At 45.2% G+C, this 25,829-nt stretch carries 23 protein-coding genes and 1 tRNA gene; 13 read left to right on the forward strand and 11 right to left on the reverse strand.

Annotation, left to right across the window (positions count from 1 at the left end):
* Window positions 1-62 precede the first annotated feature (62 nt).
* Together cheY and K0C01_RS05360 are read left to right on the forward strand one after the other, a co-directional pair.
* Window positions 63-416, forward strand: a complete 354-nt coding sequence (gene cheY, locus K0C01_RS05355; RefSeq protein ID WP_221170996.1) for a chemotaxis protein CheY — start codon at window positions 63-65, stop codon at window positions 414-416.
* A gap of 2 nt (window positions 417-418) precedes the next feature.
* The gene (locus K0C01_RS05360) at window positions 419-1,666 is read left to right on the forward strand and encodes a chemotaxis protein CheC (protein WP_221170997.1); all 1,248 of its coding nucleotides are present in this window, start codon (window positions 419-421) and stop codon (window positions 1,664-1,666) included.
* 79 nt (window positions 1,667-1,745) lie between these two features.
* Here K0C01_RS05360 and K0C01_RS05365 read toward each other — a convergent pair whose 3' ends face one another.
* Entirely contained in the window at window positions 1,746-2,627 is an 882-nt protein-coding gene (locus tag K0C01_RS05365) for an isoaspartyl peptidase/L-asparaginase (RefSeq protein WP_221170998.1), read from the reverse strand.
* Between the two features lie 157 nt (window positions 2,628-2,784).
* Between K0C01_RS05365 and icd the strand changes: the two genes are divergently transcribed.
* Window positions 2,785-4,041: an isocitrate dehydrogenase (NADP(+)) gene (gene icd, locus K0C01_RS05370; protein ID WP_221170999.1), complete on the forward strand. Its 1,257-nt coding sequence runs from the start codon at window positions 2,785-2,787 to the stop codon at window positions 4,039-4,041.
* A gap of 60 nt (window positions 4,042-4,101) precedes the next feature.
* On the forward strand, window positions 4,102-5,022 hold the full coding sequence (locus K0C01_RS05375) for a class I SAM-dependent methyltransferase (RefSeq protein WP_221171000.1): 921 nt from the start codon (window positions 4,102-4,104) through the stop codon (window positions 5,020-5,022).
* A 206-nt stretch (window positions 5,023-5,228) separates the two neighbouring features.
* Here K0C01_RS05375 and map read toward each other — a convergent pair whose 3' ends face one another.
* Window positions 5,229-6,119, reverse strand: coding sequence for a type II methionyl aminopeptidase (gene map, locus K0C01_RS05380; RefSeq protein WP_221171001.1), 891 nt, complete (start codon window positions 6,117-6,119; stop codon window positions 5,229-5,231).
* Between the two features lie 127 nt (window positions 6,120-6,246).
* Between map and K0C01_RS05385 the strand changes: the two genes are divergently transcribed.
* From K0C01_RS05385 to K0C01_RS05395, 3 genes are all read left to right on the forward strand, one after another.
* Complete coding sequence (locus tag K0C01_RS05385; RefSeq protein ID WP_221171002.1) at window positions 6,247-6,795, forward strand: HIT family protein; 549 nt, start codon at window positions 6,247-6,249, stop codon at window positions 6,793-6,795.
* 16 nt (window positions 6,796-6,811) lie between these two features.
* Complete coding sequence (locus tag K0C01_RS05390; protein WP_221171003.1) at window positions 6,812-7,171, forward strand: DUF5830 family protein; 360 nt, start codon at window positions 6,812-6,814, stop codon at window positions 7,169-7,171.
* Window positions 7,172-7,215: 44 nt separating this feature from the next.
* Window positions 7,216-7,363: transfer RNA gene (locus K0C01_RS05395), tRNA-Met, on the forward strand.
* Window positions 7,364-7,588: 225 nt separating this feature from the next.
* Here K0C01_RS05395 and K0C01_RS05400 read toward each other — a convergent pair.
* Together K0C01_RS05400 and K0C01_RS05405 are read right to left on the reverse strand one after the other, a co-directional pair.
* Entirely contained in the window at window positions 7,589-8,842 is a 1,254-nt protein-coding gene (locus tag K0C01_RS05400; RefSeq protein WP_221171004.1) for a Coenzyme F420 hydrogenase/dehydrogenase, beta subunit C-terminal domain, read from the reverse strand.
* Window positions 8,843-8,845: 3 nt separating this feature from the next.
* A complete protein-coding gene (locus K0C01_RS05405) occupies window positions 8,846-11,227 on the reverse strand; it encodes a ferredoxin-like domain-containing protein (protein ID WP_221171005.1) in 2,382 nt (793 codons plus the stop codon).
* 519 nt (window positions 11,228-11,746) lie between these two features.
* Between K0C01_RS05405 and K0C01_RS05410 the strand changes: the two genes are divergently transcribed.
* Window positions 11,747-12,718 carry a phosphoadenosine phosphosulfate reductase family protein gene (locus tag K0C01_RS05410; RefSeq protein ID WP_221171006.1) on the forward strand — a complete coding sequence of 324 codons (972 nt, stop codon included), beginning with the start codon at window positions 11,747-11,749 and terminating at the stop codon, window positions 12,716-12,718.
* 327 nt (window positions 12,719-13,045) lie between these two features.
* On the opposite strand, the gene K0C01_RS05415 is transcribed toward K0C01_RS05410, so the two are convergent.
* The 3 genes from K0C01_RS05415 to K0C01_RS05425 form a co-directional block, all read right to left on the reverse strand.
* Complete coding sequence (locus K0C01_RS05415; RefSeq protein ID WP_221171007.1) at window positions 13,046-13,660, reverse strand: precorrin-2 dehydrogenase/sirohydrochlorin ferrochelatase family protein; 615 nt, start codon at window positions 13,658-13,660, stop codon at window positions 13,046-13,048.
* A 12-nt stretch (window positions 13,661-13,672) separates the two neighbouring features.
* The gene (cobA, locus tag K0C01_RS05420) at window positions 13,673-14,488 is read right to left on the reverse strand and encodes a uroporphyrinogen-III C-methyltransferase (RefSeq protein WP_221171008.1); all 816 of its coding nucleotides are present in this window, start codon (window positions 14,486-14,488) and stop codon (window positions 13,673-13,675) included.
* Between the two features lie 83 nt (window positions 14,489-14,571).
* Window positions 14,572-15,357, reverse strand: a complete 786-nt coding sequence (locus K0C01_RS05425; RefSeq protein WP_221171010.1) for a sirohydrochlorin chelatase — start codon at window positions 15,355-15,357, stop codon at window positions 14,572-14,574.
* A 235-nt stretch (window positions 15,358-15,592) separates the two neighbouring features.
* Between K0C01_RS05425 and K0C01_RS05430 the strand changes: the two genes are divergently transcribed.
* The gene (locus tag K0C01_RS05430; protein WP_221171011.1) at window positions 15,593-16,969 is read left to right on the forward strand and encodes a PAS domain-containing protein; all 1,377 of its coding nucleotides are present in this window, start codon (window positions 15,593-15,595) and stop codon (window positions 16,967-16,969) included.
* Between the two features lie 102 nt (window positions 16,970-17,071).
* Here K0C01_RS05430 and K0C01_RS05435 read toward each other — a convergent pair whose 3' ends face one another.
* Entirely contained in the window at window positions 17,072-17,422 is a 351-nt protein-coding gene (locus K0C01_RS05435) for an ArsR/SmtB family transcription factor (RefSeq protein WP_221171012.1), read from the reverse strand.
* 181 nt (window positions 17,423-17,603) lie between these two features.
* Between K0C01_RS05435 and K0C01_RS05440 the strand changes: the two genes are divergently transcribed.
* Both K0C01_RS05440 and K0C01_RS05445 read left to right on the forward strand, forming a co-directional pair.
* The gene (locus K0C01_RS05440; RefSeq protein WP_221171013.1) at window positions 17,604-18,374 is read left to right on the forward strand and encodes an HFX_2341 family transcriptional regulator domain-containing protein; all 771 of its coding nucleotides are present in this window, start codon (window positions 17,604-17,606) and stop codon (window positions 18,372-18,374) included.
* A 169-nt stretch (window positions 18,375-18,543) separates the two neighbouring features.
* Window positions 18,544-20,511, forward strand: a complete 1,968-nt coding sequence (locus K0C01_RS05445; protein ID WP_221171204.1) for a heavy metal translocating P-type ATPase — start codon at window positions 18,544-18,546, stop codon at window positions 20,509-20,511.
* A gap of 106 nt (window positions 20,512-20,617) precedes the next feature.
* Here K0C01_RS05445 and K0C01_RS05450 read toward each other — a convergent pair whose 3' ends face one another.
* Complete coding sequence (locus K0C01_RS05450; protein WP_221171014.1) at window positions 20,618-21,322, reverse strand: DUF7096 domain-containing protein; 705 nt, start codon at window positions 21,320-21,322, stop codon at window positions 20,618-20,620.
* A gap of 377 nt (window positions 21,323-21,699) precedes the next feature.
* Between K0C01_RS05450 and K0C01_RS05455 the strand changes: the two genes are divergently transcribed.
* Entirely contained in the window at window positions 21,700-22,104 is a 405-nt protein-coding gene (locus K0C01_RS05455) for a hypothetical protein (RefSeq protein WP_221171015.1), read from the forward strand.
* Between the two features lie 378 nt (window positions 22,105-22,482).
* A complete protein-coding gene (locus K0C01_RS05460; RefSeq protein WP_221171016.1) occupies window positions 22,483-22,863 on the forward strand; it encodes a hotdog family protein in 381 nt (126 codons plus the stop codon).
* A 332-nt stretch (window positions 22,864-23,195) separates the two neighbouring features.
* Here K0C01_RS05460 and K0C01_RS05465 read toward each other — a convergent pair whose 3' ends face one another.
* Both K0C01_RS05465 and K0C01_RS05470 read right to left on the reverse strand, forming a co-directional pair.
* Window positions 23,196-24,317 carry a Rossmann-fold NAD(P)-binding domain-containing protein gene (locus tag K0C01_RS05465; RefSeq protein WP_221171017.1) on the reverse strand — a complete coding sequence of 374 codons (1,122 nt, stop codon included), beginning with the start codon at window positions 24,315-24,317 and terminating at the stop codon, window positions 23,196-23,198.
* Window positions 24,318-24,601: 284 nt separating this feature from the next.
* Entirely contained in the window at window positions 24,602-25,822 is a 1,221-nt protein-coding gene (locus tag K0C01_RS05470) for an NAD(P)/FAD-dependent oxidoreductase (RefSeq protein ID WP_221171018.1), read from the reverse strand.
* Window positions 25,823-25,829 lie beyond the last annotated feature (7 nt).

Below are 25,829 nucleotides of genomic sequence, written 5' to 3' on the forward strand. Positions count from 1 at the left end.
GTCGCGTTATACCGCTTGTGCAGGCAGAAGCATTTATTCATCAGTCGATGTAACAGTCTCGTATGGTTGATGTCCTGATTGTGGACGATTCTGATTTCATGCGGAATCTCCTCCGTGAAATTCTTGAAGAAAAGCATAATGTCCTTGATGAAGCAGAAAACGGAGTTGAAGCAGTTGAGAAATTCAAAGAACATGATCCAGATATTGTAATGATGGACATTGCAATGCCAATTCAAGATGGAATTGAGGCAACAGAAGAGATCAAAAATCTGGACCCTGCGTCTAACATAATTATGTGCACCTCCGTTGAGCAAGAAGAAATGATGAAAGAGGCGATCAAGGCTGGTGCTGATGGCTATATTACAAAACCATTCCAGAAACCTAACGTCCTCGAAGCAATCTCTGACACGGTCTAAGTATGCGTCTTGACATTCAGACTCTCGGCACAGTCAATCAACTTGCTCACGATGGTGCACAAGCCGCTGCTAATTCCCTTATCCAACTTACTGGGACTGAAACTGATGTCGAGGTAACGCGCGTTGACCTTGTTCCGCTACCTGACTTGGCTGAGGAATTTACCGGCGAAGAATTTGTTGGTGTTGAAATTGAAACGAGTGGAAGTCTCACCGGTACGGTTGTACTTGTCTTTGACCGTGATAGCACTATGTTGCTTCTTGACTCCATTATGCCTGAATCTTGGGGTGATGTCAGCTCTGATATGGACAAAAGCGGAGTCAGTGAAGTTGCAAACATCATGATTGGAGGCTTTGTTGATGCTTGGGCAGATCACTTCTCAACAAAAATCACGTTAAGCCCGCCAAAGTACGTCGCTGGTGAATGGCCAAGCATCCTGCCAGAAGACGTTCCGCTTTGGAATGAACGGGAAACTGCAATGACTTTCACAAGTCAACTTACAACTGAATCTGAGGTTATTGACTTCCACATCTACTTGTTCCCAGAACGTGACTCGTTCCAATCACTTCTTGCTGATACATTTCCACAGGATCGTCTGCCTATCTCGATGGATAAACTATCTGTATTTAATGAGATGACAAAAGCAGGTGCTGGACGTGCCGCAGAAAAAGTCACGCAAATGACTAACATTGAGACGGACGTTGAAATTAGTCGATTTACATTTGTTCCATTTGAGGACATTGACGGGTATCTCACTGACGACGAACGGATTATTGCAATAACAAATCTCCAAGCTCCGCCAGGTGGATATATCGTCGTTTTATTTGATATGGAATCTGCCCGTGTTATCGCCGACGCCTTGCTTCCAATTGAAACAGAGGGCAACGAGTTTACTGACCAACACCAAGCAGCGATTGAAGAAATCGGAAATATAATGACCAGTGGATTTATCGATGGATGGGCTAACACGCTTAATCGGAAAATCCAGCATGTACCGCCTGATGTCGTCAACGGCCCCGGTGCAACGACTTTGCGATCACTAATCGGTGATTTTGAAGAACGACAAGATTACCTCTTCCTATTTGACTCCACGATACAGACTCCTGAGCAAGCCATTGGACTCAACATCTTCGCAATACCTGATCAAGACCAGCTTCAAACCGTACTTGACGAACTGTCAGTTGATGAAGCCACATCTGCAATTGATGATCCAGAGAGCTTTGAACCCAGCTCTTACGATGATCTAAAGTGAACTGCTTCGCGGGCTCAAGCCCCAATACGTCTAGTCTGTTTTTCTCTATAAATATATAATATTCCGATACTTTAGTATACTATTTTCTGCTGGCAGTTGCTACCTGCATTGCGTCTGCACAGTGCGCGAACCCACATTCTCCTGTTTCGTCTGCTACAATTATCCCTGCAAATGACTTGGTGTCTTTTTCAAATCTACCAATCGCCTGTTTTGCAGCTTCCCGTGGTGTCATCCCTTCCTCGAGATTTCGTACCGCTTCTCTGGAAAGCGTCGTCTTGGCGATGTCTTCTCCTGCGCCCGTTGCACTCGCCCCCCCAGCCGATGCTGAGTAAAACCCGGATCCAATCTGCGGTACATCCCCTACTCGTCCAGCTAACGCTGCCCATCGTCCGCCAGTAGACGTTCCAGCAACAATCTTTCCGTCTACATCGACAGCAACTGCCCCGACAGTGTCATGGTCAGATCCCGCTGATGGTGACGTTGATCCAAACTCGTCCTGTATATATTTGAGTTGTTCATCAAGCGACCGTCCATCGTATTCCATTTGTTGATATCGTTGGGTTGTTTTTTCACTCCAGAGATCTACCGCCGTCTCTATCCCAGCATGTTCTGCTAGACGAACAGCGTGATCCCCTGCAATCATCACATGTGGTGTGCTTTCAAGCACGTATCTTGCAACTCGGATTGCACCTGCTACTCCTGTCATGTTACAAGCTGCCCCAGCTTTCGATGTACTTGTCATAATTCCAGCATCGGTCCGGGGTATTCCATCCGCTTGCACACAACTTCCAACACCTGCGTTAAACATTGGACTATCCTCAAGAATTCGAATAGCTGACTCGACAGCAGTCATTGGACTCTCAGCAGCAGCACCGGTCTGTGCCGCTTCGTCCAAAACTTTTTGCCGCGACTTGGGATTCTCCGGCTCCGACCCGGCTCCCCCATGTACAATTACCCGCATAGCTCCAAATTGTATACCGAGCGAAAAGACACAATTGATCTATCTTTAATTATTAAGTGTTTATTTTAGTCTTATTCTCAGTCAATTGTTTCTCTTAGCAGAGAAATCTCTTCCAAGATGGTAGTGTTTTTGACGCTGGTCTCTATGAGTGTATGTTATGAGCTACGATCACATCGATGTCCCTTCCGATGGGGCTCCAATAGAGGTCGAAAATGGTGCTCTATCGGTTCCGGAAGATCCAATTGTACCCATCCTATACGGAGACGGTATCGGTAAAGAGGTTGCACCGGTAGCAGAATCAGTTATCGGCAAAGCTGCAGAGGCCACTGGTCGTGACATTCGCTGGATGCGTGTATATGCTGGTGAGTCTGCCCGAGAAATTTACGATGCAAACCTTCCGGATGAGACCCTTGATGCGTTTCGTGAATTTCGTATCGGAATAAAGGGCCCACTCACGACCCCAGTTGGGGCTGGATTCCGTTCATTAAATGTTGCCATCCGACAGTCTCTTGATTTGTACGCCAACGTGCGTCCGACATACTATATTAATGGTGTGCCCTCTCCTGTTAAGCGTCCTGAACAGATGGACATGGTTGTCTTTCGGGAGAATACTGAGGATGTTTACTCTGGTATTGAATGGGAACCTGGATCAGAAGGATCCGAACAGGTTCGTGACTTCATTGAAGAAGAGATGGGCTACGACGATATTCTCCATGAAGGCGACATTGGTATCGGCATTAAGCCAATGTCTGAATTTGCGTCTAAGCGATTAGTTCGAGAAGCAATTGACTATGCGCTTGAAAAAGACCGTGATACTGTGACCCTCGTTCATAAAGGCAATATTATGAAATACACTGAAGGGGCCTTCCGAGACTGGGGTTATGAAGTTGCTAATGAAGAATATGGTGATGAGGTAATCACCGAAGATACTCTCTGGGAAGAACGCGACGGTGAACTTCCCGAAGACGCGGTTGTTGTTAACGATCGGATTGCTGATAATATGCTCCAGCAACTGCTTATCAATACTGAACATTACGACGTTCTTGCAATGCCAAACCTCAATGGAGATTATCTCTCCGATTCAAGTGGTGCACAAATTGGTGGCCTTGGCATTGCTCCGGGTGCGAACTTCGGAGATAATCGCTGTATTGCCGAACCAGTACATGGTTCTGCACCAAAATATGCCGGACAAGATAAAGTCAATCCCACGGCAATTATTCTCTCTGGACGGCTGATGCTTGAGTATATGGGCTGGGATGACGCTGCTGATCTCGTTTATCAAGCAGTGGAGAAAACTATCGAAGAAGGTCAGGTTACCTTTGACCTCTACCGACAAATCGAGGGCGGTGAAAAACTCTCGACAAGTGAATTTGGTGAAGCAGTCGTTGACAACATTGAGGCTGTCAACGAGTAATTTCCCTCGCTAATCTCCGGGACACCAATAATTAGGTTAATTCCGGCCGTGTAATTGGCTGTGAGCTCCAGCAACGATGATCCCTCTGACAGCGACTCAATGTATGGATGGCGCATCAAAAGCGTAAAATCCGCTCTGCAGAGTCGTGGCCTTGATACCGGAGATCTCTCTGTTGATGATCTTACATCTCTCGGTCATCTTGACCAATATCACTATTATGGCACTGCGGCGTGTGATGAGGCGATTGACGTTCTTGGATTAAATTCTGATCGTCGTGTTTTGGATATCGGTAGTGGTATCGGCGGTCCTGCTCGCTACCTTGCCGACAAAACTGGCTGTACTGTACATGGTGTTGAGATGAAAGATGACCTTGTTGCAATGTCACGTAAACTTACGGACCGTGTTGGACTTGATGATCATGTTACATTCACCAACGATGATGCCGCTAATATTGAGTTTTCGACAGACAGGTACGATCACGCTGTTATGTGGCTTGTATTAATCCATATTGACAATCCTCAGGCCTTACTGGAGTCACTAACAACTGCACTTCATCAGCAGGGAACTATACTCATTGAGGCTATTGCCAATAACGGCTTATCTTCTACACAGCAAGATATTCTTCGTCAGACTATTGATGCATCAGATGTACTCACTGAGTCTGAACTTGTCGAGTACTGCTCCGAAGCCGGCTTTGTTGACATCAAAACGTGTGATCTTACAGACGCTTGGACAAACTGGACTCAACATCGATATACCCTTTTTACGGAGAATCAAGAACCGTTTGTTGATCTACATGGTGAACAGATATATCAACAACGTCGTGAAGTTTATCGCACCATGGCTGACCTTTTCTCAGATAATGCTCTTCGTGGTGTTCGGTTAACAGCACGTGTCTCGGACGATACATCACTAGAGCTTTCATCTCGACAACAAACATCACTACAAAAGTATAGCGCCGATCTGCTCTTAGAAATGTGAACTGCTCCGGGGTCAAGCCCCGAGGCACTCTGCCTGCTTTCTCTGTAGAATTATCCCCGCCTACTCGCCGCCTTCGGCGGCCCCTTGAGGATGGAGGCGTAGCCTGTGAGAGTTACATCCCTGTTCAAATTGTGGTTAAAGATGGTTGATAGTCATTGACCACATAAACCGAGAAACTTCGGTACAGATATTAATCCCTCAAATATCTATCGTGTTACTACTTCACAACCGTCATCAGTGACGATTACTGTGTGCTCTTTCTGGCTCACAAATTTTCCTTCTTTCTCTTTAAGAACAGGGTACCCATGAACAATATCATTTGCTTTTAACCGACGCAGTGCCATCTTTGGTCGCCGAACATCTAACCATCGGGCAGCAAATGGTAGTGTTTTAAACTCTTCAGCAATCTGCTCAAGGGCTTGTCTCGCATCGCGATTCCGAACTGACCCCTCTTGCTCAAGCATAAATATTTCTTCATTACTTCCTTCTGTTACTTTTCCTGTGCCGTCAGTTACGAACGGCTCAACTGCAACGACATCCCCGGCCTCAAGCGTTACTCCCTGTGAGACCTCTCGGTTCGGAATCGATGGTTCAGTATGTTGATCATATCGACCCAGTCCATGGCCTGTTAGATTGACAACTGGGTTGTATCCTCGGGCATCGATTGCTTGTTCAATTGCTGCCCCAACAGTTCCAGTATCCACACCATCCTCAATCGTCTCAATTGCTGCGTCTAATGCATCTTCACTTGCCTTGACAAGATCGCTATGCTCTCCGGTCAAATCAACAGTAATTGCTGAGTCAGCGATCCAGCCGTCAATATGTACACCAATATCTATGTTTACAAGATCTTCACCAAATGTTGTTCTTTCGTCTGCTGCTGGTGTCCGATGGGCCGCTTCCTCATCGATACTGATGTTTAGTGGAAATGCAACTTCACCACCGAGTTCCCGTATTCGGTTTTCAGCAAATTCTGCAATTTCAAGATGGCTTGCTCCCACCTCAATCCTGTCTACGGTTTCCGAACGCACCTGTGTGAGAATCTCGCCTGCCTCTCGATGTTTTTCATACTGCTCAGCGTCAAGGTCCACAGCCATATCTCAGATATCGGGGAAACAGTCAAATGCGTTTCGTTCCTTTCTAACCGTCACTTGAGTCAACTCCTGTCTGATGTGTATCCTCTTAGAGAGTAACATTTGTATCCTCAATTGCATAGTCCACTGTATGGATCAAATCTTTGCCCCGTGGCGAATTAAATGGGTCAAACAAGGAAGTGAAAATGAAGAAATTAATGGATGTGTTTTCTGTGAACTTCCTAAGCAGAATGATGATCGGGACAATTTGATTGTGGCACGTAGTGAGCATACATTTGTTCTGTTAAACAACTACCCATACAACCCTGGGCATCTTATGGTAATCCCTCATTCCCACGTGGCCACCTTTGATGAGCTATCAGATGTAGAATTACTCGATCATGCTCGAATGAAAGCCCGAACAATCGAAGCACTAGACACTGCTGTTAATCCAGCAGGGTTTAATGTAGGAGTCAACTTAGGAGGAAAAGCCGCTGGTGGATCCATTGATGACCATCTACATACCCACGTAGTTCCGCGATGGACAGGTGATGCTAACTTTATGCCGGTAATCTCTGACACCAAAGTTATTGTTGAAGCACTTGAGGATACTTATGAATGGGTGCATGAAGCTTTTTCCGAACAGGCAGAGACAAATTCAACTGGCCTGGACACAGCAGTCACAATTGTTGACCCATAAATACCTGTGATTAGACATGGATGGAGACCCAGTTGAACTTGGAGTGGAATTGCTAGCAGCTATTGATGAAAATGAACTTTCAATAGCTGATGCAATAGATCGCATTGAGACAATTACAACTGATCCGACCCTTACGCGCAATATTCTTCGAGAGGCGGAATCTCGCGGCATTATCGAACGAAAAGATGCAACGATTCAATCACACAGTACTATACCCATTGATTTCACGCAGGATGTTGTTCAGAAAGAAGGCAAGTTTACGTGCCGACGCTGTGGAACTGATATTTCAACTGGACACTTTGTCAAGCTAGATGCTGGTAAACTGGGACCGTTCGGCTCCTCCTGTATTCGAAAAGTCACTGGGCGTGACGAATAGAGATGAGAAGTATTAAAAAATCCCGCCAACCAAGTATATACTGAGCCCGGGTGGCTTAGCTGGACATAGCGCCGCACTCATAGGGTTTCGAGCTTCGGTGCGGCATTTCAGTCCATGTCTCTCACTTCGAGGCCCGCCGAGCCTCGTACCTGGGACATGCGGAGATCGAGGGTTCGAACCCCTCCCCGGGCATTCTCTTTTGTTTCCAGCGGTAGTAAAGCGAATGCATCCAACTTCAGTCGTTGGAGGAGATAAAACTTTTCTACAGAGAAAGCAGGCAGAGCGACTCAGAGCTTGACCCCGAGCAGTTCACAGTAATTGCTATCCGGGTTCACTCTTAAAACCCATTTTTTGTCTCGGAAGCTAAAATTTCAAATTTTGAACAGGATGGACTCAGCTCTGAATGCTTATAACCGATCAGCACCACCGCTCATACTGATAACATCGTGCTGGATTATGTGGTTGTGGTTCTCGCTCGGTATCATCATATGCTGCCCGGTGTTCTTCGTAGTCAATGAATAACTCTCCTTCAGGATCAAAATCCCGGCTCAGAGCACTTTCTGCCTGTTTCTTGTTCCATGACTCAAGATGGTTTACTGCTGTCTCAGTGTCAATCTCTGTTAATTCTAAGTGTTTTTTACAGTCACGGAGTATTTCCCCTCCGACATCACTTCGCGCAATCAATGTTGAGTGACCGCTCTGGCTTCCGATTGTTCCAGCACTGATATCCGCGGCTTTTCCGACAAAGTCTGCACACTCATCACATCCAGGCATTGTCGGAGCGTCATTACCCGACACCTCTATCGTAATTGTCTCACTGGATTTTGTTTGAATCCGCAGTCCATCTCCCACCAGCGATAGAGATGAAACTTCTGATGGACGTACACCGGCGTCAATTAGTGTTGACCGGAGGTGTTCGTATTCAAAGCTCTGTGTACACATTAATGCGATTGTTAACGTGATATGCTGTAGATGTGAATCACGCCCAAATTCTTGTAACGATCTTGCTCCCGTGATAACACAGGGTGTTCCAACCAGTGCTATGTCGGGGTCAGTAAGATCGGACTTAGCAACTAACTCCTCGACCCGACCTAACTGCATCATTTGTGTAAATACGCTTCCAGCTGTCTCTGCTAGCTCTTCTTTTGTTGTTACTAACCGAGACTGCCCTTTCAATGGCTTATCCGGGTCTTCTTGGGCAACGACTGCTCCGTCTATTACTCCCGTCTCAAGTAGTCTTGCTAGTAATCCTGTAACTGCACCCCCATTCTGGCCACGGGTTTGTAATATCTCATTTGCTGCTCTTGCAGCATATGTCACTTGAGCTCTACCACCTGAACGATCTTGGATGATATCATTTGCCCGTTCATATCGCATTCCACTCCGTGGGCAAAAGTCCCAACAAAGCGAACATCCTGTGCACATTTTGACCAGTGTTGGTCGTCCATCAAGTTCGTCAACACCAATCGAACCGGAAGGACAGGCCGCTTCACAGGTTCCACACTGAATACATCGGTCTGCCTCAATTACTGCTTCATCGAGGTCGCGAAACCAAATTTTTCCGCGTGGATCGGCTATCTCTTTTGCATCTCGTGGATCATCTCCGATCGTTGGGATTCGTGGCTGTCGGTCCGTGTCTGTCGTGGTGTTATGTGAATTCTTTTGTGACATCTCTTAATTACCTCCTTTCGTTTTTCCCATTGTAGGGGCCGGTTGATCGTCTCCGGACACTAATTGCTGCAGTTGCTGATATGAGGTTTCTTCAACCCACTCTGAAAATGATTGGCCAGTACTCACTTTCCCATATTCGGTGAGCATTCGCTTGATTATCTCTGGAACATCTGCTGTTGGTACACTTCCAGCGACCCAGTCTACAAACTGATTGCGGCCGAGATCACCTCCCAATCCCAAGTCGACGGCTGGCTTGGACCCATTGACCGTTGGGATTTCTTCTCCTCGCATTCCAAAGTCAGCAAGTTGCGGGTGTGCACATGACGCTGAACACCCACTCAAGTGCGCTCGAACAGCGTCTAGGTTTACTTCTCCTTCATATTCTTCTTCATACCACTCATCAAGCTCACGAGCCCATCTTGCCGCCCTATTTTTTGTGTTAATTATTCCATATGTACAATATTCTTTTCCTGTACAAGCAATTACCCCTCGTTCAAATGGTCCTGGATCTGGGCTATACTTTTTGATCACTGGCTCTTGGCGAACTTCATCAACCTTCTCTGGTTCTACGCCTGGAATTATCAGATTTTGTGCCGGTGATAACCGAATTTCTCCATTTCCGTATTTCGCAGCGATATCTGCAATCTCAGTAAGGTCAGTGCCAGACATTCTGCCGACGGGCACGTTTAGTCCAATATACTGATTTCCATCCTCTTGCTCGTGAATACCAACGTGATCACCCCGATATTGCTCTGTTAATCCGTCACCAGATGAATTTATTTCAAAGTCACATCTTGCTACAATTTCACTTCGTACTTCGTCGATTCCCCATTCGTCAACCAGAACCCCGAGCCGGTTGACAGCCGTGTCAAGATAACTTCCATGGTCAATAAACATATCTGCCGTTGCCTCAACGACATCCCGGATCTGTTCTTCCTGAACGAACAAATCAAGGTTTCGTGCTTTCATCGGTCCATCAGATAATCGCCCTCCGATATGTACATTGAAACCAAACTTAGCACCTTTCTCCGCAGGAAGGAACGTAAGATCGTGTATCTGTCCTCTAGCACAATTCTCATGACATCCTGTAATTGAGACCTTGAGCTTTCGCGGCAAATTTGCATATCGCTCATCTCCAAGGAAGTAATCTGAAATATCCGTCGCGGTTGGGTGGACGTCAACAGACTCCTCTGATGTGAGTCCTGACACCGGACAAGTGACAACATTTCGAACCGAGTTTCCACCCGATTGTAGTGTTGTTAGTCCCACATCGTCATACCGGTCCCAGATCTCCGGCACGTCTTTCATCTGGACCCAGTGCATCTGAATACCCTGACGTGTTGTGATATCAAGATAGCCGTCACCAAATTCTGGATTTTGGGCTTTACCTCCGTGTTCTTCTGGTGCCCGGGCATACTTATCTGCGACCTCACCAATTACCTTGGCCTGTTCGGCGGTCAGCTTTCCCCCCGGAACTTTTGTCCTGAACATGAAGTATCCCCGATGCTTCTGATGATACATCCCAACTAATTTCAACCGCCCAATTGCATCTTCTCCTAGGTCATCAACAAAACCGGTAAAGCTACGGTGAGACTGTACCTCCTCTTTAAGTCCCAGTGGACTCCACCCCCGATCCTGTTCTCGAATCCAGTCGGTCAGACTCCCCTCATATACTGATATATCTGTGTATCCAAGCTCAGCTAACACACTATATGTATGACTCAATCGTCGGGCTGTGTTACAATACAGGGTAATCTTTTTATCTTTTGTTATGCCTCTGTCAGCTAACAGAGAAAAAATCTCTGATCTCTCACATAATTGTCCATCTTGGATAAAGTCTTCCCAGCTTACCTGCACTGCTCCTGGGATTGAAGCTGATTCGTATTCGGCGCGTGACCGTGTGTCTACAAGTATCTGATCGTCATCATCAACTGCGTTTTCGACAGCATTCCGGTCAACAATTGGATCTCCAGGTTCTGATGCGGTATAATCACTCCTTGCTGCTGTCTGCTCGCCTGACTCAAGATCGTATTTTTCGCTCCAAGCCTCAAACCCTCCATCTAAGACATATAACTCTCCGTCGTGTCCGAATGCTTGTGCAGTTAACAGTACTCGAGCAGCATATACCCCCGGTGCGTCATCATACGCGACGACCGTATCGTCAGGACTAATTCCCGATTCACTGAATATTGTCTCAAACGTGTCCTTGTCCGGTAAGTGTCCGGCTAGTGATCCTGAAGGATTTCTGACCTCTTCGTATGGGATGTTTACCGCAGTTGGTATGTGACCAATTCGCCGAAACGGACCTGTGTCGCGAACATCAATAATTACCGCGTCTTCTTGATGCTCTGCAAGCCAATCAATATCTACAAAACCACTAATCATAACATCACCTGCCAGATGGAATTCAACTCTGATGTGTCTCTCATATTCTTCCTCTTTACACTGTATCAACCAACTATTTATGTCGCATGCAACACCTGCTTTAACTCCGTGATACCAGCAATAATCTCTGCCTAAATGACTAAATGTAATGGTTAAAATATTATCAATATTCGGTAATAATGCCTTAGTCCCATGAATATTATTTGTGTGTAAACAGACTGAACAGCAGATTTCGATGTAAATACAAGCAATTTTTTCCTATATTAATTACGATAGGTTCATGTATCTGTATAAACATGATCATCCTGTGATTAAACATCATGACAGACGATGACACAAATGAAGAACACTTAGAAGATGTTCAGGATGGAGCAGGATGTGCAGAAATCTGGGAGAAAATGAGCGAAAAAAGAAACAACGATTCATGAGTTGCCCTGCCTTCATACTTCCTCACTGTGTGACTGATCTATAGCCGTGTCGTATTGTGCTCCAAACTAATTCATCTCGATAGAATAACACATGTCTCGACAATTTCCTGAATATGTTTCCGTCGATTATGACGATGGCACAGATACGAGCCCAGATGACATTCCCGGGCTCCAGAACAAAATCGAGAAAGCAATTGATGTTGTTTATGAAGGACTGACTCAGTACCAACGACCAGCTGTCATGTGGACTGGTGGCAAAGATTCCACATTGACATTGTATTTCATCGCTGAAGTTGTTGAACGATATGACTTGGATGCCCCTCCAGCAGTTTTTATTGATCACTTCCAGCACTTTGATGAAATACACTCATTCGTAGAAACATGGGCTGAGCGATGGGGGGTAGATCTCATATACGCTCGCAATGAAAATGTTGGTGAATACGTCAATACTCATGACCTTGAACCAGGTGATGAAATTCCTGTTGATGCTTTAGATGAACACAACCAGCATCATATTCGTAATATCCTCGAGTACGAGGAGGAGACGTTTCCTTTCCTTCTTGACACCTATGTCGGTAACCACCTATTGAAGACTGTTGCGCTTAATGATACGCTCGAAGAATACAACTTTGACAGTGTCATTAGTGGAGTTCGATGGGATGAACAAGAAGCACGTGCAAGTGAGACATTTTTCTCCCCTCGTCATGATCCTGACACGTATCCTCCTCATGACCGGGTCCATCCGATCCTGCAATTTACCGAACGGGATGTCTGGGATACCTTTTGGCACTATGTTGTCCCTGATGTTGTCGATGAGTACCCGGAAGAGGGATACACTCCTGAGTCGAGTGCTGACCTTCCAGATGGAGTTTCTAAAGAAGATTTACCGATCTCTCCAAAATACTTCGAAGGATTTCGATCACTCGGGAGTGAGATATCAACAGACAAAACATCAACTCACCCGGCATGGTTACAGGATCTTGAATCTACAACTGAACGTGCTGGTCGAGCGCAGGACAAAGAAGACCTCATGGAACGGCTTCGCGATCTCGGATATATGTAGGAGGGACCTCATTCATATCCTCCAGAGGGAGAGGTCAAGTCTCTCAAGCCTTGAATCCTCCTCTGGCTGAAGTCGTGGGACTCTTCTGTAGGGGATCCAGCCAGCTGATTCTCTCAGCTGTGAACTTGCGGGTTCACTGATGCACCTTCGGCCCTCAAATGAGTGTGCGGCGTATTGAGTATCTGTTCGGTGTCGCCCTCTCTGGAGGGAGTGGCACTCACGGGCGTCCAGCACCGTGAGCAGCGGGCCGGGCCATCGGCCCAACGTTCCATCCCCGGCCAAAGCCGATAACCATTCGCTTTGCTACCGCTGTAACTTCAAAACAGCTCATTTTATGTCGATGATCTCTCGTGCGATTTCGAGCCCTTTGTCTTGGTTATTCGGAAGTTGCTCCCAGACTCGTTCAGAATCCATCACCTTCCACAGGAGCTGTTTTCGCTGCTGCTGATCTGAGATTTCTTTCTTTAGTGCCTCCCGTAACTCCATCTGAATTTCTGCCATAGCATCAGCCTCCTCTATTACTGGCGTCAACTCCAGTCGCAAATGCTTTGTTGTCGCCGGACTCGCTCCTCCCGTTGCGATTGCAACTGATACGTGGTCACCATCGATATGGCTCGGAACAACTATATCGTTTGGTTGGTCTACTCGATTTACAAGTATATCTCGTTGATTTGCTGCAGTAACAATGTTTTCGTTAACCTCCTCGCTATCTGTCGCAGCAATAACAAGATATGCATCAGTAATAATTTCGTGAATATTTAATTCAGTTACTCTCTTCGTGATGCATGTACACGGAACCTCATCAAATCCTTCTGCAAAAGACTCGGCAACCACCGTTACCGATGCTTCCTGTACGAACCGCTTAGCTTTCCGAAGTGCAACTGAGCCTCCTCCAATAATAACAACTTCCTTATCTTTAAAATCATGGAATAATGGGATCATTATGTGTTCTTTTCACTTAATAAGATAGTCAGACACAGAATCTCGTATGTTCACAACGCTACCAACGATTGTGACTGCCGGTGGCTCAATGTTTTGTTTATCTCTTTTGCTAACAATTGTTTCGAGTGTACCTGTAATGACTTGTTCGCTGTCCCACGTTGCCTTCTCAACCATTCCTGCTGGTGTCTCCTTTGAAACTCCATAATCCTGAAGTGCTTGAACAATCTCTGGCAATTTAGCAACACCCATTAAAATAATAACTGTTCCCCCGGCGATTACTGTATCAGCAACTGCTTCCCAGTCGACTGTGCTTCCACGCTTTTCTGATGCTTGGTGGCCAGTTACTATCATGAGGTTTGATGAATAGTCGCGGTGTGTCAGCGGGATACCACTCTCTGTTGCCGCTGCGAGGACACTGGAAATACCTGCAACTGTCTCAAATTCAATCTCATGTTCTGCAAGATGTTCTGTTTCTTCTCCCCCTCGGCCAAACACCGTTGGGTCTCCAGACTTCAATCGAACTACATGTTCTCCTTTTTCTGCTTTGTTCTTCATCAGTTCATTAATCTGTTCTTGTGTCATCGGGTCTGGCTGACGCTTTCCGACATCAACTTTTTCCGTGTTCTCAGGAATTTCATCAATTAAATCGTTTGTTGTCAGAGAGTCATATAGAACAACATCTGCTGTCTGTAATCGCTTCCATGCCCGACGTGTCAATAAGTCTGGATCACCTGGTCCTGCCCCGACGAGAGAAACTTTTCCCTCGCTTGTTTCTTCCGATGATGCTCCCGACTGGGAGCTATCTTTATCTGCTTTCTCTTTAATCATATCCTGTTTCTCTCGCTGTTTTTCCCACTTCTGTTTCTCTATACACCGGTAATTGTCGTCTATCTGTCGAAAATGGACTAATATTAGCTTTCTTCATCATATCTTTTTGCCCGGTCAACAAGGACGTCAATTAATTGATCATCAATTCTGGCCCCGACCACATCTGTTGTGATGACTCGGCACGTATCATTCCCTTTTCTGAACTCTCTTGCCTTGCTTCGTATCCTGTTAGCGATTATCCCGTCACCAACTGTATACGGGACAACAATTGTACTACGCGTTTCGTCTGTTGTTGTCGTGTCTAATACCGACTCCAACGATGGACTTCCCATAGTGAGAAATGCTGGTTTGACTTGGCCCCAATCTATCTTCTGCTGTAACTGCTTGCTAATTTCTTTAGCTGTTTTATTCGCATCCTTGTCGCTTGTTCCTTTCGGACAAAAAATAACCGTTGTCTCGGATGAATCCTGCTCTGAGAGTAACTCTGATCTTGCATCCTCAACGCGCTGTCTAACAATCTCAACCATTTTTGGATGTGATCCCAGATGCTTCCCTCGTTTAATTGTAATATTTGGATTATCTCGCTTTATTTGTTGTATTGCTTCTGGGATATCCTGTTTAATGTGTGTTGCTGCAAACAATAAAAGCGGTAAAATGGTAATACTTTGACAGTTCTCAATCAGTGACTTGACTCCTGATTGCACATCTGGGTCAGATTTTTCAATAAATCCTACCTGTACCGGTTTCCCAATTCGGGACTCTAGCCTCCTGCCAACACGGCGTACTAACTCATTTGACTCTTCAACTGATGATCCATGTCCAACAAGCACAATTCCATCGGGCACGCCCTGTTGTTCTCTTGTACTCATAATTACATAGTGTCTGTTTTCGCTCAATCCGTGTATTTCGTTGTTCCTGATTTTATCGAGTGTATTCAAAGAGTGTGCTGTCGCTGTCAAGATCGGCCACTTTCTATGACAATCTCTGGACTATCTAGAATCCAAACTCTTTCGTACGCTTCTGCCGTTATTCACTCACAGACGATAGATAGAAGATAGTGTCCTTCCACATCGATCTCCTGTGTTTTCCTAACTACAATTGAACATGACCCGGTTCCCACTCCCTGCCCCTGCTGGCCCCCACTTACAGACAGTTCTTGACCATTTCCCTACCGCTGTAATTATACTTAATACTGACTTCGAGTGCACCTATTTGAATAAGCAAGCAGCTCAATTTACTGATACAGCACAAGCCAGTGGTAAAACTCTCTGGGAATTGCTCCCGAAGATGTCTAACTCATCACTGGAGGATCTAGTCAAAGAAGCTACCATCCAACAAGAACCTTTGACTGTTGATGAGTACTTTCCCTCACATGACCGTTGGTACCAGCTTCAAGTTCTTCCTTTTACCGATGGTATCACTCTACTGATGCATGACTATTCGGGTGATCTTTCCCAATTAGACCAGTCGCAAAACAATCTCAAATTCTTTCGCAAAGCGGTTGAACAGGCAGGTCATGCACTATATATCACTGATACTAACGGTGTCATTCAGTATGTCAATGGGGCTGCCGAGGAGATCACCCAGTATACTGAAGAAGAATTGTTGGGCCGTACTCCTAAAATGTTCAATTCTGGTGTTCACGATGATACTTTTTATACTGATCTTTGGAATACGATACTCTCTGGCGATGTCTGGCAAAGTGAAATAATCAACGAACGGAAAAATGGAGAACGTTATATTGTCGATCAGACAATTGCGCCAATCACAGATGCCGATGGAGCTCCCGTAAAGTTCATTGCAATTAACCGTGAGATCACTGAGAAAAAACGTCGAGAACAACGACTGAGTGTTCTTAATCGTGTCCTCCGTCACAATCTCCGTAACAGTGCAACTGTGTTGTACGGACACGCTGAGGAACTTGCACAGAAAACATCTGGCGACGTTTCTGAGTTAGCACTGACACTTCGTGACGAGACTCGAGACTTGATGCGAAAAGGTGAGATTGTTCGTGAGTTTGATCAACTCCTCCGTGAGTCCAATGTTATGGAAAATGTTGACTTGTCTGCCGTACTTCACCGAAGAATTAAGAATATTCAGCCGCAAGCGGATCAAACCGATCTCCACATTGATATCCAACCAGGCCTACATGTCCGAGCCAATAGCGATCTCATCGCTGTCATCTTTGATGAACTGCTTGAAAATGCAATTAAGCACAATTCGTCTTCTGACCTTACACTGACAGTCACAGTTCAGGACGAAGCAGAACACGTTCGTGTCATTATCAGTGATGATGGGTCTGGCATCCCACAAAACGAGTTGCAGGCAGTCATTGAAGGCGAGGAGACTGAACTCACGCATACAAGTGGACTTGGTCTCTGGCTCACCAAGTGGGGAACTAGACATCTTGGGGGAACGCTTAACATCAGCTCAACACCTGTATCTGGGACGAAAGTAGTTATTGAGTTTCCACAGGCATAATACACACGGACCTTCACTTCTTCAGCAGCGGAGCATAACCATACAGATGGAAGTCGGTCCAAGTTAGGACCAAGCCTTGAGATACTCTTTCCCAACCATCAGCTAATCTTCTGTATCCATTGAAGCTTCTACTTCGACCGTTATTGACTCTGTTGTAGACCGGTATACTGTCATTTCTCTTCCCTTTTCAGAGTACGCCACTCCAGTCTCCTCTACCAGTTCCACTTCTTCAAGTCGTCTCAGATGATACATTACATTTTGTAGCGAGCTTGATGTGTGTTCTGTGAGTTTTGTTGCTGTCGTTGGTTGGCTTGCAAGCACGCAGAGGATTTGTCGTGCTGTCTCTGATCCAAGTGCTTCAATAACCCCTGCGTCGTCTAGCAGATCAACTGTGTCGATTGGATCTTCCGTTGGTTCATGAATTTGTTTTGGGATTAGATTGTGCGTTGCCATTTTTGATCACTTTTTGTTTTACAGCCGGTCCTCTCTTGATCCGACAATCTCTTCTCAACCTATAGTATGCGCTATCAGTAATTCAGTTCTGCTACAATACTAACTATACTACAAATAGTATTGATACAATAAATACTATCAATACAAAATATACAAGTCAGGACAGTCGTCCGTTAATTATATGCCCACTACCCGCTCTCTTGAGCGAATTTCAGAAGTGCATATTGCCCCTCTCGGGTATGAATATGATCGGATTCTAGAGCCGGTTCTCAAATATGACGCAGATATCCTATATTTGCTTTATGGAACAGACACTTCAACTCCTGAATATCACGAAGCATTACAGCAAGAGCTCCTGAATGAGGGAATCGATATTCGAACCAGAGATATTAATCTTCATGATATTTATGATGTGCTTGGCACAGTAACAACTGTTACCGACCAGCATCGTGAGGATATAGTTCGTGTAAATGTGTCTAGTGGTCCAAAACTAGCCACTGTCGGTGTCGCTCTTGCTTGCATGGCGACTGATGCTGCTGGATACCATGTACATCCAGAGACACATAACCATGCAGCTGCTTCTTCTCCTCGTACTGAGGGAATGGTTGCTGCTGAGCAACTCCCATCGTATCCTCTTGAAACACCATCTGAAGACCAAGTTCGTGTGCTTAATTTTATTGACGAACGCAGTACCTCCACATACACTCCAAAAAAGAGTGATCTCATAACGTTTGCAGAAGATGCTGAACTTAATTTTATCCGAAAAAGACAACCTGGAAATGAGAAAGCGAAATTTGCTCTGCTGAATAATCAAATAATCGAGCCACTAGTTGATAATGGCTACCTTCAGGTTGAGTCAGTCGGCCGGACCAAACAAATATCTTTGACCGACACTGGAAAAAACGCACTTCGAGCCTTCCGACATAAACTTCCAGAAAAACCTGACAGATAGATTTTAATCGAAGTGTGTGAAATATTGTTTCTTTTTGTGCATGTGGCTAGTTGATAGTGTTAGGTGATTGAATATGTTTAGGCAAGCCAAAATATTTCTTTTTTTATTGAAAACTCTTATTCGTATACTCACAAATAATAAGCATATGGTTGAGGCCTCCAGCGCATCGATGCAGACGGAATCGGACATTGGGTCTGATAGCTCTCTTTCTCAGGGCTATCTCCGATTGCAGGTTATTTCTGTTGTCTTGACCTTTCTTGGCACTTTTGCTGGATTATTGATTGGCTGGTTTGATGGCCCAACGACATTGTATTGGACCAGCTATGCTATTGCATACATCTCAGGTGGCTGGTATGGTGTTAAAGAGGCCATTGAGAGCCTTCAAGAACCAGCCATCGAGATTGACCTTCTCATGATCATTGCCGCCGCTGCCGCGCTTGTTATTGGAGCACCATTCGAAGGCGCATTACTATTGTTTTTATTCTCGCTTTCGAATGTTCTTGAAGAATATGCCTTTGGGCGGTCAAAGGCGGCAATTTCCTCCCTTGCAGAGATGCGTCCGGACACCGCACAGGTTTTTGTAAATGGTGAAGAGGAACAACAGCCGATTGAGAATGTTGAGATTGACGATGTTATTATTGTCCGGCCAGGCGAGCGATTACCACTTGATGGTGAAGTAATTGATGGACAAAGTTCCATTGACGAGTCTTCAATTACCGGTGAGTCAGAGCCTGTTACCAAAACACCCGGTGATGAAGTCTACAGCGGCACGATTAACAAAACTGGCAGTCTTGAAGTCCGGGTTACTCGAGAAGCTGCTGAGTCTACTCTTTCACGACTCATCGACATGGTTCAGGAAGCTCAACGTAAGCAAGCCCCCACCCAACGGCTTGTTGATCGGCTTGAGCAGCCATATGTCCTTGGCGTATTTCTGATGACAATTCTTGCAGTTGTAATTCCTTACTGGCTGCTTAGTCATCCTCTTGATAGTACTATTTACCGAGCAGTGACACTCATGGTTGCTGCCTCGCCGTGTGCAGTGATCATTTCCACTCCAGCAGCTGTCCTCTCCGCAATCACCGCCGGTGCCCGACAGGGTGTGCTGTTCAAAGGCGGCGACCATGTTGAAATTGCTGCGAATGTAGATGCCATTGCTTTTGATAAAACCGGAACGTTAACTGAAGGAAATACTGTCCTAAATGAATATACTGCTAGAGATGGTGCTAAACTAGGCAGTATGCCTGTGAACGATCAGCAACTGTTGCGTCTTGCAGCTGCTGTACAGAGTCGCTCTGAACATCATCTTGGAGAAGCAACTGTTGAAGCAGCCAACAATCAGTCAATTTCAACTCCTGATATCACCAATTTCAACGCAGTAGTTGGGAAAGGTGTTAATGCTCAAGTTGATGGCACGCCGATTCATATCGGCAATCAGCGATATTTTGAGTCTGAAATTAACAGCAAAGTTGAGCATATAGAACAGGGAATCGAGGCTATTCGTCGTCAAGAAAAAAACGGAAAAACCAGTGTCATTGTTGCAGCAGAATCAGAAGATAAATTCACTGTTCTTGGATGGCTTGCTTTTACCGATACCATTCGCCCAGAAGCTGCTCAGACAGTTCAGCAACTCCGTGAAAGTGGCATTCGCGAAATAATTATGCTTACCGGCGATAACGATCGAGTGGCACAAGCAATTGCCGATGAGCTCAACATCGATACCGTCTATTCGGAACTACTTCCCGAAGAAAAAGTCGCTCAGATTGAAGCACTACAGAAACGCCATAACGCCGTCGCGATGGTTGGAGACGGCGTCAACGATGCACCAGCACTTGCAACTGCCGATATTAGTGTTGGAATGGGCGGTGCCGGAACTGATGTTGCCTTGGAGACGGCAGACGTTGTGTTAATGTCTGATGACCTTAGTAGGCTCCCGTATATTCTTTCTTTGAGCAAAAAGACTAAACGAACACTGTGGATCAACTTTACAATAGCTTTCGGCGCTATCGGGCTGATGATCGCTGCTATCTTAGCTGTTGATCTTCCGCTACCGTTGGCTGTTGTCGGCCATGAGGGATCAACCGTTCTGGTGGCTCTTATTGGTCTTCGATTACTTGGTTATTCGCCAGGTGACCTGTAGCTCCTTTGGCTGATAACATACACTTTCCCTATTCGAAAATAACTTACTGGTTTGGCTTCCTCCGCATGTGATGATGGCCTCAAGAATGATGAAGCTGCTTCTAATCTTAATTCTGCTCTACGGGCGGTTCTGAATGTCCTTGTTCAGGACCTCCACCTTGTCCCGGGCCATCTGGAGGTCCGGGGATCTCCTCAGGAGGACCACCACCCGGCCCCCCAATCTGCGGACCAGCAATCCCTTGTGCAATCTCGGCTACTTCTCCACCACGCAAGTTACTTGCGTTGTTTCGTAACTCTTCGATATGATCAATGCTAATGCCCTGGTCTTCACGTACCTCTTGTGATATATTAGCAGATGTAGCAGCGTTTTGTGACTGATTTGCAGCCTGTTCCACTGAGGCAGATTCAGCTGCTATCTTAGCAATCTCTACTCGATACTGTCCTGGAGATATCTCCCCCTCATCGAGTGCATCACTGAGTTGGGCCTTACGATCTTTGAGGTCTTTCGTCTGGTTTTCAATCTCATCTACCTGTTCTGCGATGATCTGGGTTTTTTCCTTGTCATTTGCTGCAGCAGCTATTTGTATTCCAAATGCTCGTTGCTCGATGTTGGCTTCAAGCTCCGCTTCTCCAACACCAATCACTCCGGTTAATTGCTCACTTGATGTTGCGTTTGGTAGCCCAGTGGGATCCTGCTGGTCATCTTTTTCTGGTACCGGGGTATCTTCTCCCGTGGCTAACCCTATAGCTGAAAGGGTAATTATACCTACGGCAGCCAATATCAAGATGACAAATAATGATCGATGTTTCATTAATGCTGTGTATGTCCTGTTTAACTATAACTTCTGAACATTCTTACGTTGATTTAACGCCATTTTCCTTGTTTTTCAACGGTGAAAATTTGTTATTCGGCGATGTAAGGGCGCTACTCCCAGCGAAATGTGATGGAACGTTGACAATCGTCTGTTCCAGACAAATTAACTTTTACAGGCTACGTCCCTCTCCGTAAGGAGCCACCAACGGCAGCGAGCATCCAAGGGTAGTTCACCAATAAATACCAGTTTACTGGTTTGATGGAACCAGATGGAACATTTATTGAGGTAAATCGGACTGCAACAGATTTCAGTGGACTTGATCGAAGTCGTGTTAACAGAAAATATGGAAAACCCCTTGATTTCAACTGGAGGATTTGCCAACACGACTCAAGAAAGCAGCAAGTGGCGAGTTCGTTCGTATGGGAATACCAGCACAAGGACAACATCGGAGAGCTATGCTAGACTTTTCAATCCGGTTAGTACTGGATGATCAAAATCTGTTGAATTGTTGGTCCCTGGAAGGTGGGAATATAACCGAAATCAAGTGTCGTGAAAAGCACCTAGATACGCTTCAGCGTGTATTACGGCGTAATTTACGAAATGAGTTAACAGCCACAAAAGGATACGCTGAGATATTAGCTAATTCCATTGATGACCCAACACTGTTAGAACATGCAAATAAAACCATCAAAGGAGCAGAAGATCTTCTTAATTTCAGTGAGAGTGCTCGACAACTAAGCCAAACGGTCCAATCTGATGATCCAGCCCTACCGTTGTAAGGCTTAAACCTCTGATTGACTCTATTATGACTGCCATAGCTCAAAAACACCCAGACAGTGATATTTCTGAACCAACAGCGTTTCCAGCTTGATCTATCTGCTGAGTTGGCTTCTCAGTTCTACTGTGGGCGGGATCATTAGCCGCCCAGTTGGAGGGGTGTCAGTTAATACGCTCTGCAGCCAAGAGCGGGGGTGTTGAGGTAGCCAGACACACTGGATCCTCTACAGAGATAGCAGGCCGAGTGCCTCAGACTTGATTCCGAGGTACTTCTCTGTCGGAGTAGCGCTCAAGTTTACTGATAAGTCCCACACAACCGTGTATCGGTCGTTGACATTAGCACATATTTTATTATCTATGATACTTTGTTGTCTTTATCAATGGTACCATCAGAAGGTGATACCCGCACCGTTGCGCGGACGTTTACAGCCGACGACGTATCTCGGTTCGCTGAGTTTTCTGGTGACGATCAGCCTAGACATACCGAACCAAGAGAAAACGGTGAGCTAATGGTCCAAGGTTTACTTACTGCAACACTTCCCACTGAAGTTGGAAGCGATGATCGCGTATTAGCGCACACCATGGAAGTTGAGTTCTCCAAGCCAGTATACACAAATGAACAAATCGAGTGCCATGTCCTCTATGAGAGCGTCACCGAGAAGGATAACCGATATGACGTGACTATGGATATAACATGCAGTAATCCGGAAAATGATATAGTGCTGACCGGTAACATCAACGGGATTATCTGGAAAAAATAGTTCTAGCTCTGTAAGTGAAGAGATCTTTCTGATTCAGTGAATATGTGGATTATCACCTACGCATATAGTATACTATTTGTTAAAAATAAAGGAAAAAATACACCAATACGTATATTAAAATAAAAATATAATTTGAGTTGAGATCTAATATCGGGCGTATATCAAATAAATAAGGAATATATCTACACAATATTAAATATATTAAAAATTTACCCATAAAAGTTATGATTATTGCATTAAAAATATAGTACAAATTACTAAAATTTTTCTATTATTTTTATATATTATATGAAGAAATATGACATAAAGGGTGTTTATACTGTTCCTAAAAATCAGTACGGCTTCTGGAAATACGGTTCCTCAAATAATGTCAGTGTTTGTCCGAGACCCATCTTCTTAGCGTTTTGGTATACCTCGTTTGTCCATGTCACATCCTCCATCGGTAGCCCCAGTGGATAGAAAATGGACTTTCCGTCAGTTGGCTCACTGTCCTTTCCGGTTATAATATCATGAATTGCTCGAAGGTCTTCCTCGTCAATCTTAAGTCCTTTATTATAATCCACAGCAGCTCCCAGTGCATTCGTAATGTCCCAGTCCAGATGTTCTGCGAACTCAAGATCATTCTTCGGAATATCACAAAACACGAGTTCTTCCTCAAACGCCTCCAGTGGAACACGCAGATCGCCAAGCGGAATAACAACTGTGTCGTCTTTTAGCCATGACTCTTTGATACGTGGTGGCGGTGAACCAGCTGCTGCAACCGATACAACATCGCCTTTACTAATTGCGTCTTCCGGGGAATCATTTGGCACAATCTCAGTGTCGATATCGTCTTCCATATACTCTTTAAATGCCTCTGCCTTCCGCAGTTCAGGATGGTGTATTTGAATTTCTTTTAACGAGTCAAGAGCAACATCCATTGCGAGGGCAGATGTTTGCCCGATCACCCCTGGCCCAATTATTGTTGCGACTTCTGCCCGATCACCTTGGATATACTTTGCTCCTACCCCCGACACTGCGCCTGTTCGCATTGCGCTTTCAACTTGTCCATCCATCAAAAATAACGGTTCACCGCTGTCTGGATCGTTAAGTGTGATCGTATGTAGAGAGCGTGGAATTCCTCGCTCTGTCGGATTATTCACATTCGACCCATACCATTTCACTCCCATCTTATGCACGTCTCCTCCGACGTATGCTGGCATTGCACCAAACCTACGGTCTGGGCCGGATTCGGGAACTTCTGGATACTCCGGTTCATCCGGGAACGTTGTCATATGCCCGTGAATTGTTTGACCAGATGTTGTTCCTCCACCCATAATTACACGACCTTGGTTATACAATTCAAACACATACTCCATCTTCTCGACGCAACCTTCCATGTCTGTTAAACCTGCTTCTATTGCTTCCTCTTGCTGGAGAAACATAATCTCCAGTGGCTGTCTTTCAGTAGACATCCTATTGGTAACAATAAACAAACCAATACATAAAATTTGGTTTTGATGTATATATTGGATTAGTCTTATACTTTACCACCGCCTGATAAGGGATCAGCGTTATAATATCTAATATATTAGTTGTAATCTGGATATATATCCAGTTAAAGTATTTTTGGAATAATGGTTCCTTGAAGTCTTTATACAAGCGAAGCAGTTTATTTACAAGGGGGATAAGGCAATTTCTCCGAGCTTGCTCCCAAGACGAGCTCATCTCGAAAACCCCACCTCGGCGCTGTTCATAATTACGAGGCAGTATCTGATTCTGTCTCCTGTCGGGGATCAACAACTCCATGTCCTTGCTTGTTTTTCTCAAATCGATCTAGAGAGAAATAGTCTACGTCAGTGATACTTGAATCACCTTTGGTCACAAGATCTGATAGTATCTTGCCGATTGCTGGCCCCTGTTTAAACCCATGTCCGGAAAACCCGCACCCAACAACGCAGCCGTCAGGGCCTACCTCGTCAAGAATAAAGTCAAAATCTGGTGTGTTTGAGTAAATTCCACAGTACTCTCCTTGTAACCCAGCGTCTTCGAGATCCGGACAGAAACTGACTAAGTTATCTATTAGTTCTAACTTTACGTCCTCATCAACACTATCTTTATACGTATCAGGGTCAACTTTTCCTTCTGACTCGTGTGTATGTGTTGCGATAAGTATCCCATCAACAAAGTCATCTCTAGCATACCATTCTTCCCCAGGGGCCCCACTAGTTGGTAGACCTTCTGAATATTTTCTACTGAATCCCTCTGATTCCAGTAGTAAAATTTGCTCACGTGATAATTCAATCGGCACATCGACTTCGATTGTCTCCATGATCTCTGTAGTCCATGGTCCGGCTGTTACAACGACGTTTCCCGTCTCAATAGTTTTTTCTGGTGTCTTCACCCCAACTACTTTCCCTCTTTCTGTTTTAATCTCCGTGACTTTTGTCCCCGTATCAACGATTGCCCCGGCTTCACGGGCAGCATTTACAAATCCAATACATGCATCGGTTCCACTGGAGTATGCTGCTGTTTCATCATTTACAACAAAGTCTGTCTCTGGACTTGATATCATTGGGTATTCCTCTGTAAAATCTTCGCGTTCAAGTCTTGATACTGGAATATTCAACTCTTCTAATACTTTGTGGCCATTCATTGCATATGCTCCAGATTCGTCTCCCTCAATCCCGAGTCGAAGTAGAGGATTTGGCTTATATGCGAGTGGCTGTCCTGTCCGCTCCTCAAACTCACGATAAAATTTATGACTCCATTTTGCCATCTCTGCATAAATTTTCGAGGCTCCATAGTGATGTCTAATAATTGCAGAAGAATCCCCCGTTGCTCCGCTTGCAATGTTGTCTTTTTCGAGTAACAGCACTGACTGATCTGTTTCCGTTGCGTGGAAATAACAGGTGCTTGTGCCGGCGATTCCTCCACCAATAATTACAGTGTCCACTGTGTCTGGTAGGTCTTTCTGCATATATCTT

Source organism: Salinarchaeum sp. IM2453 (assembly GCF_019693215.1).
In the GTDB taxonomy this organism is placed as follows: Archaea; Halobacteriota; Halobacteria; order Halobacteriales; family Salinarchaeaceae; genus IM2453.